This is a genomic window from Hymenobacter fodinae (assembly GCF_004745825.1).
Classification (GTDB): Bacteria; Bacteroidota; Bacteroidia; order Cytophagales; family Hymenobacteraceae; genus Hymenobacter; species Hymenobacter fodinae.
The window spans coordinates 289497-304880 of the sequence record NZ_SRLA01000002.1 but is presented as its reverse complement, the minus strand read 5'-3'; the positions used below and the strand labels follow the sequence as shown (position 1 = coordinate 304880).

Genomic DNA, 15384 nt, shown 5'->3' with positions numbered 1-15384 from the left:
TGCTCAGTGAACAGCGGCGGTCAAAGAAACGAAAAAAGCCTCGCTGATTGTACTAGGCCACCGTTTCATTGAGGGCTCTACTAGGAGGTTTAGACTTCCTCGTCGTCCGTGTCCTCTACCTCCAGCGGCTTCATGGGCTTTTCCTCATAGGGCACGGCCAGATCTACCCGACTCGGCGCTAAATCAGTGCGCCCTACGTGCACCAGGGCATCCCCCTGATTCACGACGGGCATGTGATTGAGGCCAATAATATAGCCTGCCACCGGCGACTCTAGCCGCACGGAGTTTTCGCCGTAGGGGTCGGCCACTGAGCCGTACACCTGCCCTTTCTCAATATAGTCGCCCAGGTGCACGTCGCTGCGGAAAAGGCCGGCGTAGCGGGCCCGCAGCCACGTAGAGCGCATACACACTACGCTGGCGGTAGCGGCGGGCGGGGCGCTTTCGGCCATGCCTAGGTGGCGGAGCACCCGAAACGTGCCGGCAATGGCCAAGTCAATGCCAGGCTCATCTAGCCGCAACGACTCTCCCGTTTCATACACAATAATGCGGCGCCCCTCCTGCATGGCGGTTTCGCGAAGGGAACCGGGGCGCAAGGGGGCGTGCAGCGTAAACGGAGCCGCAAATGCGGCCGCCAAGGCGTCGGTTTCTTCATCTTGGTGCAGCAGGCAGCGTACCTGCGGCATGTTGGCCCGGGCCGCGCCGCCCGTATGAAAATCAATGCCATAATCAATCAGCGGCATGATTTCGCGCATGAAGCGGTGGGCAACCCGGCTGGCCAAGGAGCCCCGCGGATTTCCCGGAAACGAGCGGTTCACATCTTTGCCATCGGGCACCTCCCGGGAGAAGTTCAGGAAACCGTAGATATTGAGAATGGGAATGGCAATGATGGTACCGCACAGGGGCCGCAGCAGGTCGCGCCGAATCATGCGCCGAATGGTTTCGATACCGTTCACCTCGTCGCCGTGCATGCCCGCCATCAGCAGCACCGTCGGTCCTGGCTTCGTGGAACGAAACACGTGTACCGGAATATCAATGACGGTTCCCGAAGGCAGGCGCGAGATGACCAGCCGCGTAAGCACCCGTTCTCCTGGCTTGATGAGCAAATCATTTAACCATAAATCAGCTGGTGGAACGGCGGAGTTGGTAAGCAAGGCAGGCAGGGACTAGGTGGGCAACGCGGTTCGAACTGGCTGCGGTAAAGAAGCCGAACGGTTCAGAAACAGCGACTTTAGCGTCAATTATCGTTCCAACCGAATATAGGCCTAGCGTGTTGCACATGGCAGACAAGGCTCCTCACTCCCTTACTGCTCAACTAAACGCCCGCTATTCTGAGCTTGATCAAGTTTCGCTTCAACTTATATCAGCATTAACAAACTACTGAGGTGAAAATGCGAAACCCTCTCGCGGGCTCAGAATAACGGGCTATAGCAATGAGAAAACACGTAACGCTACAGGCCTAGCCGAATGATTAATCTGGCTGAGAATCTGGCATTGCGCCGGGGGCCGCTGACTTCGCAGCCTTGGCTTTAGACTTTTTCTTCTGAGAAAGCTGCTCAGTGTACTCAATGATTTTGCCGGCAATATTGAGGCCGGTGGCTTTTTCAATGCCTTCTAGGCCAGGCGAGGAGTTTACCTCCAGCACTAACGGGCCGCGCTTGCTTTGCAGCATATCCACGCCGGCAATGCCCAGGCCCAGCGCTTTGGTAGCAAGCAGGGCGGCGGCTTTTTCGGCGCGGGAAAGTTTCACGAGTGTGCCCGAGCCGCCGCGGTGCAGGTTTGAGCGAAATTCGCCCTCCTTGCCCTGGCGCTTCATGGCACCTACTACTTCGCCGTTTACCACAAAGGCCCGTAGGTCGGCGCCCTTGCTCTCGGCAATAAACTCCTGCACAATAATGCGAGCTTTCAGATTGTGGAATGCCTCAATTACCGACTGGGCTGCCTTCGCCGACTCAGCCAGTACCACACCCAGGCCCTGGGTGCCTTCCAGGAGTTTGATGATGACCGGCGCGCCGCCCACCTGCTGAATCATGGCGGGCACTTCATCGGAGTAGTTGGTGAAGGCGGTTTTGGGCATGCCTACGCCGGCGCGGGCCAGAATTTGCATGGAGCGGAGCTTGTCGCGGCTGCGCACAATGGCCTGGCTTTCCACAGCCGTGCGCACCTTCATCATTTCAAACTGTCGCACCACGGCGCAGCCATAAAACGTTACAGAAGCCCCAATACGGGGAATTATGGCATCGAAGCCTTCGAGCTTCTGCCCTTCGTATATGATGCCCGGCTGGCCTTTTTCCAGCACCAGGTTACAGTGCAAATGGTCGAGCACCACTGCTTCGTGGCCGCGTTGTTCAGCGGCTTCCACGAGGCGCGTTGTCGAGTATAGCTTCGGCTCACGCGAGAGAATCGCCAGTTTCATTGGATAGATGCTTGGAGGAGGATAGTAGAGCAGAAGCGCGCAGCAAAGATATGGGCTGCCCGCTAGCGGCACGGCGTCTAGCCGGCAGCTATTTGACTTTTGTATGACTGATTGAGCCGGGCCACATCTACTACCAACCGGGCCTGACGCAGTAACACCCGGCCAATCAGCACCGGATACTTCATATCGGAGCGGTCGGAGAGGGAAAACTCCGTGTCGAAGTCTTGCCCAAACAGCCGGATAGCCGCCCGAATTACGTACCGTTTCTGGATTTCCCCGTTGGAGCTCCGGATGTCGCGCAACGAGAAATCGGCAAACGTCATGGGCTTGCCATCAAAGTCCGGATGGGAAGCATCGAGCAGCCGCACATGCAAGTGGCGCTGCCCGTCGGGCCGGGTTTCAACATGGATATTGGAGCAGTGAATGGCTCCAGTGTAGGCACCAGTATCTACCTTGGCCTCTACCCCCCACAACTGAAAAGCCGGAAAATCAACCAGTTCCCGCCGTCCTACCAGCCGCTTTGGCTCACGTTGCTTTTTCATGAGCGGCAAGTAAGGGGGAAAAGGTGAAATTGTGAAGTGACGGAATGGTGAATAAGTGATTAAGCGAAGTGGCCTAGCGGGTCGCATAGATAGCCTAGGCGGGGCGACACCTAATCGTTCAACGGATAGTGTCGCCCCGCTAGGCCACTTCACTCATTCAGTCATTCACTCAATTACCACTAGCCCTTGTAGCTGATGCGGTACACGGCGTCGTTCTGGTCATCGGAAACAAGCAGGGAGCCATCGGGCAGTACCAGCAGGCACACGGGGCGGCCCCAGGCTTGTTGGCCCTGCAGCCAGCCTTCGGCGAAAGTCTCATAGCTCTGGGCTTGTTTCCCGGTGGCGTCCAGCCGCACCAGCGTGATGCGGTAGCCTAGCTTATTGGTTCGGTTCCAGGAGCCGTGCTCAGGAATGAAAATCTGGTTGCGGTATTGGGCCGGAAACTTCTTCCCTGTGTAAAACTTCATGCCCAGTGCGGCTACGTGTGGTCCCAGCTTGCGGGCCGGCTTCACATACGTAGCCGCCGATTTGCCCTTGCCCAATTCGGGGTCCTGCACGTCGCCGGCAAAGAAGTAAGGAAAGCCAAAGTGCAGCCCCGGCTTGGCGGCCCGGTTAAGCTCATCGGCAGGCAGGTTGTCGCCGAGCATGTCGCGGCCATTATCGGTAAACCAGAGCGCCTTGTCCTGAGGGCTCCAATCGAAGCCCACCGTGTTGCGCACCCCATAAGCAAAGGTCTCTAGGCCAGTACCATCGGGGTTAAGGCGGTTGATGGTAGCGTAAATGGGCTCTTCGGGCGGGCAGCTGTTGCAGGGTGCCCCTACTGGTACGTAGAGCTTCCCGTCGGGCCCGAAGGCAATGTAGCGGTAGCCGTGCCAGTCTTTATTAGGCAGCTTATCATACACCACCGCCGGCTTAGGCTTCTGCTTCAGGCGTTGGGCAATATTGTCGTAGCGCAGGATGCGGTTGATTTCGGCTACGTACAGCGCGCCATTGCGCACGGCCACGCCATTAGGCGAGTTCAGACCCGTAGCAATGGTTACTACTTCATCGGCCCGTCCGTCTTTGTTGCGGTCGGGCAGAGCGTACACTTTATCATCTTTGGTGCCTACGTACACCGTGCCATCGGGGCCAACGGCTAGCTCTCGGGCGCTTTTCACGTTTTGAGCGAAGTAGCTAATCGTGAAGCCAGCCGGCAGCTTGATCTTGCTCAGGTTTGCATCGGCGGCGGGCGGAGCAGGCGTTAAAGCCACGGCGGTAAGGGCCAGCGGAGCCAGCAGCAACAGAAAGAAACGGCGCGTTATCGTCATACAACCCCAACTATTGCCTTCACCGGAAGGTTGCACTACCCTGGAGTTTTACGCCCCAGGCACACCAGAGCCCGCCCCTATTGTACGGTGCGGGCCCTACATTCGAGTATTACCAATTTCTACAGCCGGTCGGTGCGTTGGCGCACTAGCTTTTCGTACTCACGCTCCGAAAGCTGCGAGCGGTCGAAGCCTCCGTACACGCCTATGCCATTCAAAAACACCCCGATTCCCCAGAACACCGTCGACCAGATAGGCCAGGGAATACCGTTGGTGTCCCGATCTGTCAGGGCCCATATTACCCACAGCAGGGCGTTTACGGCCACGTACGTGAATAAATGAGACTTGAACTTAGCGCGCTGTTTGGCCATACGCCAGAGCTGAGGGTCGCGGGCAGGAGTTTCCATGACAGAGAAGTTGTAGTGGTTGAATACTCAAACCTATACTTTCTGCCTTTATTCCAAAATTCATATGTAACCAAGCAGCATTACTGGCGCCTGAAGTGCAGAAAAAGAGGGTTGAACCGTGGAAACGCGACCTTAACCAACGCTAATTGTCCCGTCGTATATGGCTACGCACCCTCATCTGCCCCCTATGCCTACTCCCTCCCCCACTACTGCCTGGCGCAACCAGGCACGCTCCTTCGGCCGCATTCTGCTGTACCGCGGCGACATTACCCGCATCGATACCGAGGCCATTGTGAATGCGGCTAATTCTAGTTTGCTGGGTGGCGGAGGCGTTGATGGGGCTATTCATCGGGCCGGGGGGCCCGAGATACTGGAGGCATGTCGGAAGTTACGCGCCAGTCACTACGGGAGTGGCCTAGCTACCGGCAAAGCCGTGCTTACTATCGCCGGCCGCTTGCCCGCGCGCTACGTGATTCATACGGTAGGGCCCGTGTGGAACGGCGGCCACAAGCACGAGCCAGAGCTGCTTGCCAACTGCTACCGCAATAGCCTACAACTAGCCGAACAGCACGGAATAGCCAGCATCGCTTTTCCTGGCATCAGCACGGGCATTTATGGCTACCCCAAGGCCGCAGCGGCAACCATTGCGGTGCAGGAAGTCCGGCAGTTTTTGGAGCAGCACGCCCAGCCTCAGGAAGTCGTATTTGTGGTCTTCGACGAGGATAGCTTCGCTCTGTATGAGCGTACGCTGCAGTAACTAATGGGCTCGTTTTCACTACTTTCTTTACCCAGAAAGTGGTAACTTTAGAAACCACCCATTTTCCACCCTCTTACTTTCTAGCGCCATGGAACTCTCCAATCAGCACCTAATGGCCGAACGCAAATCCCGCAACAGCGCCAGCAACCCCGTCTGGATGGATGGCTTGCGCATTCTGCTAGGCCTGTTCCTGTTCATCAAGGGCGTTTCCTTCCTGAATAATTCCAGCGACGTATTTTACCTCCTGAGTCAGCAGGAAAGCTTGGCACATCTCAAAAAAGCGTCTCTTTTCTTCAGCACGTTTCACATCATCGGCGGCCTGATGATTGCGTTCGGGTTCCTGACTCGTTTCGCCCTGCTCATTCAAATTCCTATTCTGATTGGCGCTGTTTTCATTGTAAACACCCAGAACGGCCTGTCGTTAGGCAACAGTGAGTTGTGGGTATCTACCGCCGTACTGGCCCTCATGTTGTTCTTCATGATTGTAGGCCCCGGCCGCTATTCCGTTGACCATCGGCTGCTCCGACACAAACCCAGCGACCTATAATGGCCCTAGGCCTATAAATTGCGCCGACTGGCAGGATGCTGGCGCAGGTAGGCTGTCACGTCATAAATAAGGCCCGCGTGCCCGGTATCGAGCAAAATAGTATCAGCCTGCGGCAATAGAGCAGCAAATTGCTGAATGCCCGCAGGTGGTATCACCCGGTCGTGGCGGCCCAGAAAAAACGTAACCGGTACCGCGTGTTGGTTGAGCACGCGAGCTAGGCGCTTCAAATCAAACGTGAGGCCCCGAAAGGCCGTCCAGCTGCGGTAGATGCGCAGGCGCTTTTCCCGACTATCGAGCTGCCACTGGGCAAAGTGCACGAGGTTAGGATCGAGCAGGCGGCGCTGCCGCAGGGTATTCAGGAAGCGTAACAGCCGCTGCGGGCGCAGTACGGCCCGGCCCAGCAAGCCCCGCATCCATGGCGGTCGGGTAGCTAGCGTATACCACAGTTGAGAACCAATGCCATCCGGGGCAATCAGCCACATGCCTTTTACTCGCTCCGGAAAGTGCTCGGCGGCCGTTAAAGCAAACTTGGCGCCCATGCTAAAGGCCAGCAAGCTAAAGTTCTCAATGCCTTGTTCCGTCAGGAACGTTTGCAGCAACTCCGCTAACCGCAGTTTGGTAAGCGGCGAATCTTGCTTGGCCAAACGGCTGCCGCCGTGGTAAAACAGATCGAAGGCGTATACCGTTACCTCGGGGCCCAGGAGTTGAATCAAGCCCCGCCAGTGTCCTTCACTTTGCCCGTACCCGTGGAAGGCCAACACTACCTTGGGGCCGGTGCCGTATTTACGATAATTGAGGTGCGTTTTCAATACCAAACAAACACCTTAGCCACGCGGTAAGTGCCCGCAAAACTCACGTGACACCGGCTAACAAGAACCAACAGAAGAGCTTCTAGGCCACTCTTCAGCTCTCTCCTTGTTACCCAAAAGCACGGTTTACACTGGCCTAGCTAGGTTAGGCGCGACACGCCGCCCGACACAATGAACTTCATAACTTCACTGCTGGGCAAGTCGAGATACGTCACGTGAGTGGGCGGCACCAGCACCAGCTCGCCGGAGAAGTTATAGGAGTGCGGAAAGTACACGGCCAGTAGGTCTTCGCGGTGAATAGCCGCCATGGTGGCCTGGGTCACAAAGCCCATTTTAAAGGTTTGCTCCGTTGCGCTCATGCGCACCAATACGGGGCGGTTGAACTTCTGATTGTCGCCCACAAAGGCATCAAACAGGTCTTTCAGGCTGGAGTAGATGATGCTGACCAGTGGCGTACGGTGCAGCAGCCGCTCCATAATAATCAGGAAGGGCCGCACCAGGAAAGACTTTGCCACGAACCCTACCAGCGTAATCAGCACGATGGCTACTACTAGGCCTAGGCCAGGTACATCAAAGCTCAACCCCGCGAACAGGTCGTTGAGCCAGCGCAGCAGGGCATACAGAATGTAGAGCGTGAGGCCTACCGGCGCCACCACCAAAAACCCGTTAAGAAAGTAGTTGAACAGACGACTCATGAGCAAAGCTAAGGGCTTACGCAGCGGGCGTGAGCCGAGCACCGCAAGTTACCCCGGCTGGCTTAAAAGAGCAGCGGCCCACCCAGATTTTCCGGATGAGCCGCTGCTCTAGGGTAGCTGACTGCAGCGCTACTAGGCCAGCTTCATTTCGGTTATTTCCTCAATGCGGTCTTTCACGCGCTGCATTAGCCACATAGGGGTACTGGTGGCGCCACAAATACCTACTGACTCCATGCCCTGAAACCACTCATCCTGCAGCTCTTGCTCGTTTTCCACGAAGTAGCTGCGTGGGTTGGTTTTGTTTACCACCGAGAAAAGGGCTTTCCCGTTGGAGCTTTTGCGCCCGCTCACGAAAACAATAACGTCGTGCTGCACGGCGAACTTGGCCAAGGCTGGCTCGCGGTTGCTTACCTGCCGGCAGATGCTATCGTTGGCATCAAACGACTCTAGAGAGCCTCCGGCCGCGGCAATACGCTCCTCTATCACTTGCTTCATGTGGTAGAAGCCAGCGGTGCTCTTAGTGGTTTGGCTGAACAAAGTAACCGGGCGGGCAAAGTCGATCTGATCCAGGTCGGCTTCCGTCATCACAATCAAGGCCTGATTGCGTGTTTGGCCAGTGAGGCCAATAACCTCGGCGTGGCCGGGCTGCCCGTAAATCACTACCTGGCCATTCTGGCGCGTGGTGGCATCAAAGGCATGCTTTACGCGGTTTTGGAGCTTCAGCACCACTGGGCACGAGGCGTCAATGAGCTCAATGTTATTGCGCAGGGCCAAGGCATACGTCTCCGGCGGTTCGCCGTGGGCCCGTATCAGGACTTTGGCGTCGTGCAATTCCTCCAGCTGTTCCCGATCGATGATACGTAGGCCTAGCGCGTGCAGGCGCTCTACCTCCATGCGGTTGTGCACAATATCGCCGAGGCAATACAAGGTATCGTCGTGGGCCAGTTCGTCTTCGGCCATCTGAATGGCAAACTCAACGCCGAAACAGTAGCCAGAATTTTTATCGATGGTGACGTTCATGTGTTCTCTTAACAAAGCAACCGCCGAACAGGTGCAATTATCGGGCCCTACTCCTTAACAACCGCCTCGCCACCATTCCGTTCGGAGCTATCCGCGTCGGAGCTAACGGCCAGGGTAAACAGCTTAGCCGAAACCCGCTCCAACACAAAATCAACTTGCTCGTCGATCATCATGTGGGTGGTATCCAACAACACAGCATCGGCGGCGCGTCGCAAGGGGCTCTCCGTGCGAGTAGAGTCAATGTGGTCGCGCTTGCGCAGGTTTTCCACAATATCATCTACGGGCACGTGCTCATCCTTCAGGGCCAGCTCCTCCTGCCGGCGGTATGCGCGCGTGAGTACATCGGCGGTCATAAACACCTTTACCTCCGCATCCGGAAACACGGTGGTACCAATATCACGGCCATCCATTACTACGCCGCGCTTACGGCCCATGCGCTGCTGCTGGCGTACCAAGGCGTGGCGCACCGCCGGAATCACGGATACCTCACTCACGGAGTTGGAAATACGCATCTGCCGAATTTCATCCTCCCGAATTTCGCCGTCGAGGCAGAGCTCGTTACGCCCGGTTTTGCGGTTGCGCTTGAACGAGATGTGCATATCGTGCAGGGCCTGCTCAATACGGGGCAAATCGTCGAAATTGATGTTGTGCTCCAGCAGGTAAAGCGTCACGGCCCGGTACATGGCACCGGTATCAATATAGGCGTAGCCCAGCTCAGCGGCCACCGCCTTCGCCGTGGTGCTTTTGCCGCACGAAGAGTAGCCATCAATGGCAATGACGATTTTCCGCATGACAAAGTCGTTGGGTACGGTTATGCTTAAAGGGCTCACGAAATCCAGTTTTTGCGCACCGGCTTAAGAGCCAGTCGCTCAGGAATGCCCGCGAAGAATTTCACAACCGACTCGGCTTCACCCTTAGCCAGCTGCTCGCTCACGCGGAAGAATGGGTTAAAAAAGTAGGCGCGGTTGATGCCCACGCCAGTGGTTTTGTCGGGGCCCTGGGCCCAGGTGCCGCCGTAGGTATCTACCAGGCACTGGCCTAGAAAGCACCCCAGCGCCGTCACTACACCTTGCTTCTCGGAGTCTTTAATGCTCGGGCGCTGCTGCTCAATAAAGTCAGAGAGCCGTTGCACAGCCGCGGCATCAAAGGCATTTACCTGGAGCTGCTGGCGCACACCTTCGGCGGCGGCACGAAGAGAGGCAAGAGGCGATTCTGAAGGCATAGGCTACTATCTAATTAAGGGCGTGTTGAACCAGCAATTTGCATTTGCTGCGTCACGCGGGCGTCAGCGTATTGAGTAAGCAAGCGGGTGGCATCCTGCCCCGGACGCGGACGGCCGGTTTTGAGTTCCGTTACCACCGCCGCATCATCGGCCAGCAGCGTCAGGAACAATTGCTGAAACGCGCTTTTCGACCGGGGCACCTCCTGCCAGGGGCCACCAGCTTGCCTAACCACCAGCGTAGGCGCTCCAACCAAGCGCTCCAGCAGGCTGCGTCGGGTATAGCGGTAATCAACCAGTTGCAAACCAGCACCCCGGAACTGCTGCTGACCAAACACGCCTCCCCCGAGCTTGGAGTGGCTGGCTAGGCCAGTTAGGGCCACCAGCGTATCGCCGGGATATTTCACGAAGGCCTTTATCTCGCGCGGCACAACTGCTTGGTAGTTAGTGCCGCCGGTGTTCATGTATACTTTGTAGGCAGTGTACTCCCCTATTTGCGCCGCGTGCCAATGGCCTTCCAGATCCTGAAAAGCGCCGGCTTGCCCTCCGCCCTGGCGCACCTGCGAGGGGTCGGGCGTCAGGTGATCATAAGTACCTGGGGCCGGAAAACCCGCCGGCTTTGTTTGCGCAACTGCAGTAGTTGCTGCTGCCCCAACTCCTGCCATCATCAACAAGCTAACCAGCAAAGTTTTTTTCACGTGCTTGAAGGATAGATGATGGTTCGTGTGGCAAGTAGCCCGGCTGCTTTCAGCGGGGATTAGTGGCTTTCGCAAGGGCAGGGCATTTTGCCCAGCTTTGCTTTTCGCTTAAGCGCCGACGTTTTTTTCTGCTGAGGAGTGCGGCTGGCACAGCCCGTTGAAGCTAGGCCAGTGCCTCCAAGTAAGGCAGCTAATAGCAAAGTCACAATCTTTCTCACAGCGCAGATTTTCGGCAAATATACGGTTCTTTACCCGTTACCCGCCTGCCCAACTCAACTTTACCTCCGCATTTCTCCTGCCCTATGTCCGCTGATTTTCAACTTCAGGCCAACGTTATTGACCTGTTTGCCAATACCATAACCCCCGCCACGCTGCACGTAGCCGACCGACGCATTCAGCGCATTACCCCCACAGGTGCTACCGCCCCCGACCCTACTCTGCCGTATGCCCTGCCAGGCTTCGTAGATGCGCACGTGCATGTAGAAAGCTCGTTGCTGGTGCCCTCCGAGTTTGCACGCCTAGCCGTGGTACACGGCACTGTGGCCACCGTGTCTGACCCCCACGAAATTGGCAACGTGCTAGGCGTGACCGGCGTGAAATACATGCTGGAAAGTGGGGCGCAGGTACCCTTCAAATTCTGCTTTGGCGCCCCTTCCTGCGTACCTGCCACACCTTTTGAGACGGCCGGCGCCGAAATAACCGCCGCTGATATTGAGGCACTGTTCCAGGAGCACCCCGAAATTGGATACCTGGCCGAGATGATGAACTGGCCCGGCGTGCTCCAACGCGACGCCGACGTAATGGAGAAAATCAGGTTGGCCCAGCAGTACAGTCGCCCGGTAGATGGCCACGCCCCTGGCCTACGCGGCGAAGATGCTCGCCAATATGCGGCTACCGGCATCAGCACCGACCACGAGTGCTTCACGGCGGAAGAAGCCCTGGATAAACTGGCCGTGGGCATGAAGATTCTGGTGCGCGAGGGCTCGGCGGCCCGCAACTTCGAGGCCCTGATTGACCTGCTCCCGGAGCACTACAAGCACATGATGTTCTGCTCCGACGATAAGCACCCCGATACCCTCGTGCTAGGCCACATCAACCAGCTGGTGCAACGGGCCGTTTCCCGCGGCCAAGATGTGCTGAAGGTGCTTCGCGTAGCCTGCCGCAACCCCGTAGAGCACTATAACCTGCCTGTAGGCCTCTTGCGCGAAGGCGACCCCGCCGACTTTATCGTGGTAGATAATCTCACCGATTTCAGTGTACAGCAAACCTACCTGAATGGAGAACTGGTAGCAGAGAAGGGCCAGACGCTGATTCCGGCCGTGCCCGTAGTAGTAGTAAATAACTTCCATACCACCCCTGTACATCCCTCCGATTTTCAGGTAGTAGCGCCTCAGGCTGCGGCCACGGTGCGCGTTATCGAGTGCTTTGATGGGCAGCTCATCACGGCCCGCCATGACTTGCCGGCCCGCGTGGAGAATGGCCTAATACTGCCTGATCTGGCGCAGGATGTGTTGAAGCTGACGGTAGTAAACCGCTACCAGCCAGCCGCCCCAGCCGTTTCGTTCATTCAAGGCTTCGGCCTGAAGCGGGGTGCCCTAGCCAGCAGCGTCGGCCACGACTCGCACAACATCACGGCCGTGGGCTGCGATGATGAAAGTCTGGCCCGCGCCGTGAACCTGGTGATTGCGGCGCAAGGTGGCCTAGCCGTTGTATCACCTGATGGCGAGGAACTAGTGCTGCCCCTGCCCGTGGCCGGCTTGATGTCGGACCAAGAAGGTTACCACGTGGCAGAGGCCTACGCCGCCATAGATGCCCTATCGAAGCAGCTTGGCTCGCCCCTGCAGGCTCCGTTCATGACGCTTTCCTTCATGGCCCTGCTGGTTATTCCCAGCCTCAAGCTCAGCGACAAAGGCCTGTTTGATGGCGAAGCCTTCCGGTTTGTAGAGGCGGTGGTGTAGCTTAGGTTATCAACTAGGCCACCTTAACAGCAAAAAGCCCCGTTACCTGAATTGGCAACGGGGCTTTTATATGGAAGCGTGTGCTTCTAGTTATTCACGAAACGCTTTTCCAGCAGCTTCTGCATTTTTTCTTCCGTGAGGGGCTTTGCCAGGTACTCTACTCCTTCGTACTGCGCAACACGGGCGGTGTCGGCGGCATGCATGGAGGTAGTGAGCACGGCCATCACGGTTTTTTCGCGGGAGCTGGCGGGGAGCTCGTTGTAGAGCTTCAGGAATTCAAACCCGTCCATGCCAGGCATTTTCAGATCCACGAATACCAATTCCGGTACGTCTTTCGTTGGGTTGTCGGCGGGGTTTTCGCCCCACAGAAACTGAAATGCCTGATCCGCTTTGGAGAAGGTGTGCACCTGATCGGCTACGTTGAGCCGGCTCAACAAGCGGTTATTCAGGAAGCTGGTAGTTTCGTTGTCGTCTACCAGTACAACATTACGCAGTTTGCGAGCCATGGCTTTCGGAATTAAAGAAGCGCAAGTGTAACTGGCCTAGAGCCAGCCTTGTTCGCGCATCCAGTCGTCGTTATAGATTTTACCTAAGTAGCGAGTGCCGTGGTCAGGCAGGATGATGACCATCGTATCGTCTTCTTTCAGATGCTCCTTCGCATATTCCAAGGCCCCGAATACTGCCGACCCACAAGACCAGCCTACGAATAAGCCTTCTTCTTTGGCCAACCGCCGCGTCATGACGGCAGCATCCTTGTCGGACACTTTGATGAAAAGATCAATGAGGTCAAAGTTAACATTCTTAGGCAGAATGTCTTCGCCTATTCCCTCGGTTTTATAGGGGTAGATTTCGTTTTCGTCGAAAATACCGGTCTCCTTGTACTTCTTAAATACCGAGCCGTAAGTATCGAGGCCTACCGTTACGAGGTTGGGGTTTTGCTCTTTGAGGTACTTGGCCGTGCCGCAAATGGTGCCGCCGGTACCTACGCCCGCCGCGAAGTGGGTAATTTTGCCTTCGGTCTGAGCCCACAGCTCGGGGCCAGTGGTTTCGTAGTGCGCCGCCGAGTTTGAGAGGTTGTCGTACTGGTTTGGGTAGAGTGAGTTCGGGATTTCAGCGTTCAGCTTGCGGGCCACTGAGTAGTAGCTGCGCGGGTCGTCGGGGGCCACGTTGGTGGGGCACACGATTACCTCAGCGCCTACGGCTTTCAGGATATCCTGCTTCTCCTTGCTTTGCTTGTCGCTCATCGTGAAGATGCACTTGTAGCCCTTCGCAATGGCAGCCAGCGCCAGACCCATGCCGGTGTTGCCGGAAGTGCCCTCGATGATGGTGCCGCCGGGCTGAATCAGGCCAGCTTTCTCTGCATCCTCAATCATCTTCAACGCCATCCGGTCTTTTACCGAGTTGCCGGGGTTGAAGTATTCTACTTTCACCAATACGGTGCCTTTTATGCCTTCGGCCAGCTTGTTGAGCTTCACCAAGGGCGTATTGCCAATGGCCTCAACGATGTTGTTCAAGTACATGGGGTGGGGTATGCGGTTTGTGAGAGAGGACCACAAAGGTACGCATTTCGATTGGGAGGCTTAAGCAGTTGCCTACATTCCTTCCAACCACTTACCCATTTGGTTAGAAGTTTGCGGCTTGCTGCAAGGGAATCGTGAAGGGGCCGGGAGTTGGGGCTGCAGCTCGTCCGCCGGTGGTGTTGAGGGGGTGCAGGGCCTGGGTTTGGTCCGTGAACAGAAAAGCATCGTAGCGGTTGGGCAAGTCGCTCTGCACGTAGTTGCCAGCTTTCTGACCAGGATCATATACCACTCCAATAGCCCGGTGCCCCCATTTATTCGTTAGCGCCTCCTCATTGCGCCAGGCTTGCAGCAGAATTAGCTTGTTACGAGGTTCCTGCTTATGCAGAGCTGCTTCCCAAGAGTCGGGCATGGCAGCTGGCACGGGCATAACCGTAGTGGCGCCGCCCCAATATGGCGAAGCCACCACCGTGCCCTGATAGCTTCCCTGACCTACAATGAATACACCTTCGGCGGCGTGCTGCTCACGCGTGAGTTGGCCTACATTCACTTCCCCGTACTGTGCCATGTCGGTGTAGCGGGCATCACCTACGTGGGTGTTGTGCTCCCACATAATGATTTTGGCTTCCGGCCCATGGAAGCTCATCAGCCGGTTGATGGTTTCCATCATGTGCCGGTCGCGGATATTCCAGGATTCGGCGTTGCTGCGCACGGCCGAGCGGTAGTAGCGCTCGGCATTGACGGCAATCAGCGCATTCTGCTCGGCGTTGAAGGCTCCGGCGTGGGCGGCGGGCAAACTTTTCATCCGATTTCGCACGGCCGTTAGCACGTTGTTTATTTCCGCGGCACACGCGGCGCCCTGCAGGGTAGCTCTGCCGTAGGCCTCTTCATTACGGTTGTAGGGCTGGACATGCCAAGGTTTCATCAACTGCACTTAGTGTTGCCTGATCGGCTTCGGCAAAATCAGTCCGGATTCTTTCTAATGAAGGCCACAAGCTGTACACATCTAGGCCATATATGCCTACCTGACGAGCGGCAGGCTGGGTTTTGTTATACGAGCGGAGCCATTCGACAAGGTCGGCCACTTCCTGGTTTGCCCACAGCCACGTAGGCCACCGGTCAAACCGCTCTAGCACTTGCCTTGTCGAAGTAGCGGTACTCGCCCCTTTCACGTAGCGGTTCAGCTCGTACAAGTCGGGCCAGTCGCCTTCCACGGCAATTATAGTGAAGCCCTTTTCCTGTATCAGGCGCTTGCTTAGGGCTGCCCGCCACGTATAGAACTCGGCGGTGCCGTGGGAGGCCTCGCCCAGTAGGGCATAGCGGGCAGTTCCCATCTGATTGAGCAGTGGATCCAGATCCTGGGCAGTTTCCAGGCGTGACACTCCCACCGCTGGTATAGTCAGAGAATTGCTTGGCGACTCAGAATTTTTGTCGGAGCAAGCTGCCAAACACCACCAGAAGCTCAACAGCAGCGCGAACCGTAACGTTTTCATGATGT

General features: G+C 56.7%; 17 protein-coding genes and 1 pseudogene. 3 read left to right on the top strand and 15 right to left on the bottom strand.

Going from position 1 to position 15384, the window contains the following annotated elements:
* Nucleotides 1–89: 89 nt before the first annotated feature.
* From EU556_RS08585 to EU556_RS08565, 5 genes are all read right to left on the bottom strand, one after another.
* A complete protein-coding gene (locus tag EU556_RS08585; RefSeq protein ID WP_245327530.1) occupies nucleotides 90–1151 on the bottom strand; it encodes a succinylglutamate desuccinylase/aspartoacylase family protein in 1062 nt (353 codons plus the stop codon).
* 317 nt (nucleotides 1152–1468) lie between these two features.
* Nucleotides 1469–2413 carry a 30S ribosomal protein S6--L-glutamate ligase gene (gene rimK, locus EU556_RS08580; RefSeq protein ID WP_135433221.1) on the bottom strand — a complete coding sequence of 315 codons (945 nt, stop codon included), beginning with the start codon at nucleotides 2411–2413 and terminating at the stop codon, nucleotides 1469–1471.
* A gap of 77 nt (nucleotides 2414–2490) precedes the next feature.
* Nucleotides 2491–2955, bottom strand: coding sequence for an ATP-dependent zinc protease family protein (locus EU556_RS08575; protein WP_135433219.1), 465 nt, complete (start codon nucleotides 2953–2955; stop codon nucleotides 2491–2493).
* Nucleotides 2956–3134: 179 nt separating this feature from the next.
* Nucleotides 3135–4262, bottom strand: coding sequence for a PQQ-dependent sugar dehydrogenase (locus EU556_RS08570; RefSeq protein ID WP_135433217.1), 1128 nt, complete (start codon nucleotides 4260–4262; stop codon nucleotides 3135–3137).
* Between the two features lie 119 nt (nucleotides 4263–4381).
* Nucleotides 4382–4666: a 2TM domain-containing protein gene (locus tag EU556_RS08565; RefSeq protein WP_135433215.1), complete on the bottom strand. Its 285-nt coding sequence runs from the start codon at nucleotides 4664–4666 to the stop codon at nucleotides 4382–4384.
* A 187-nt stretch (nucleotides 4667–4853) separates the two neighbouring features.
* Between EU556_RS08565 and EU556_RS08560 the strand changes: the two genes are divergently transcribed.
* Nucleotides 4854–5423, top strand: coding sequence for an O-acetyl-ADP-ribose deacetylase (locus tag EU556_RS08560; protein WP_135433213.1), 570 nt, complete (start codon nucleotides 4854–4856; stop codon nucleotides 5421–5423).
* An 88-nt stretch (nucleotides 5424–5511) separates the two neighbouring features.
* Nucleotides 5512–5970 (top strand): DoxX family protein, encoded by a 459-nt coding sequence (locus EU556_RS08555; protein WP_245327529.1) that lies wholly within the window; start codon nucleotides 5512–5514, stop codon nucleotides 5968–5970.
* 11 nt (nucleotides 5971–5981) lie between these two features.
* Here EU556_RS08555 and EU556_RS08550 read toward each other — a convergent pair whose 3' ends face one another.
* From EU556_RS08550 to EU556_RS08525, 6 genes are all read right to left on the bottom strand, one after another.
* Nucleotides 5982–6779, bottom strand: coding sequence for an alpha/beta fold hydrolase (locus tag EU556_RS08550; RefSeq protein ID WP_167855513.1), 798 nt, complete (start codon nucleotides 6777–6779; stop codon nucleotides 5982–5984).
* Nucleotides 6780–6919: 140 nt separating this feature from the next.
* Nucleotides 6920–7474 carry a DUF502 domain-containing protein gene (locus EU556_RS08545; protein ID WP_135433209.1) on the bottom strand — a complete coding sequence of 185 codons (555 nt, stop codon included), beginning with the start codon at nucleotides 7472–7474 and terminating at the stop codon, nucleotides 6920–6922.
* 132 nt (nucleotides 7475–7606) lie between these two features.
* Complete coding sequence (locus EU556_RS08540; protein ID WP_135433207.1) at nucleotides 7607–8494, bottom strand: 4-hydroxy-3-methylbut-2-enyl diphosphate reductase; 888 nt, start codon at nucleotides 8492–8494, stop codon at nucleotides 7607–7609.
* A 47-nt stretch (nucleotides 8495–8541) separates the two neighbouring features.
* Entirely contained in the window at nucleotides 8542–9285 is a 744-nt protein-coding gene (cmk, locus tag EU556_RS08535) for a (d)CMP kinase (RefSeq protein ID WP_135433205.1), read from the bottom strand.
* A 35-nt stretch (nucleotides 9286–9320) separates the two neighbouring features.
* Entirely contained in the window at nucleotides 9321–9716 is a 396-nt protein-coding gene (locus EU556_RS08530; protein WP_135433203.1) for a hypothetical protein, read from the bottom strand.
* A 14-nt stretch (nucleotides 9717–9730) separates the two neighbouring features.
* Entirely contained in the window at nucleotides 9731–10411 is a 681-nt protein-coding gene (locus EU556_RS08525) for a hypothetical protein (protein WP_135433201.1), read from the bottom strand.
* 302 nt (nucleotides 10412–10713) lie between these two features.
* Between EU556_RS08525 and ade the strand changes: the two genes are divergently transcribed.
* A complete protein-coding gene (gene ade / locus EU556_RS08520) occupies nucleotides 10714–12369 on the top strand; it encodes an adenine deaminase (RefSeq protein WP_135433199.1) in 1656 nt (551 codons plus the stop codon).
* Nucleotides 12370–12455: 86 nt separating this feature from the next.
* On the opposite strand, the gene EU556_RS08515 is transcribed toward ade, so the two are convergent.
* The 4 genes and pseudogenes from EU556_RS08515 to EU556_RS26635 all read right to left on the bottom strand — a co-directional run bounded on the left by EU556_RS08515 (nucleotide 12456) and on the right by EU556_RS26635 (nucleotide 15379).
* A complete protein-coding gene (locus tag EU556_RS08515; protein WP_135433197.1) occupies nucleotides 12456–12875 on the bottom strand; it encodes a response regulator in 420 nt (139 codons plus the stop codon).
* 39 nt (nucleotides 12876–12914) lie between these two features.
* Nucleotides 12915–13889: pseudogene (locus EU556_RS08510) on the bottom strand (PLP-dependent cysteine synthase family protein); the annotation flags it as partial.
* Nucleotides 13890–13992: 103 nt separating this feature from the next.
* Entirely contained in the window at nucleotides 13993–14811 is an 819-nt protein-coding gene (locus tag EU556_RS26315) for an erythromycin esterase family protein (RefSeq protein WP_210116249.1), read from the bottom strand.
* On the bottom strand, nucleotides 14777–15379 hold the full coding sequence (locus EU556_RS26635; RefSeq protein WP_210116248.1) for an erythromycin esterase family protein: 603 nt from the start codon (nucleotides 15377–15379) through the stop codon (nucleotides 14777–14779). The genes EU556_RS26315 and EU556_RS26635 overlap by 35 nt, the downstream gene beginning before the upstream one ends.
* Nucleotides 15380–15384 lie beyond the last annotated feature (5 nt).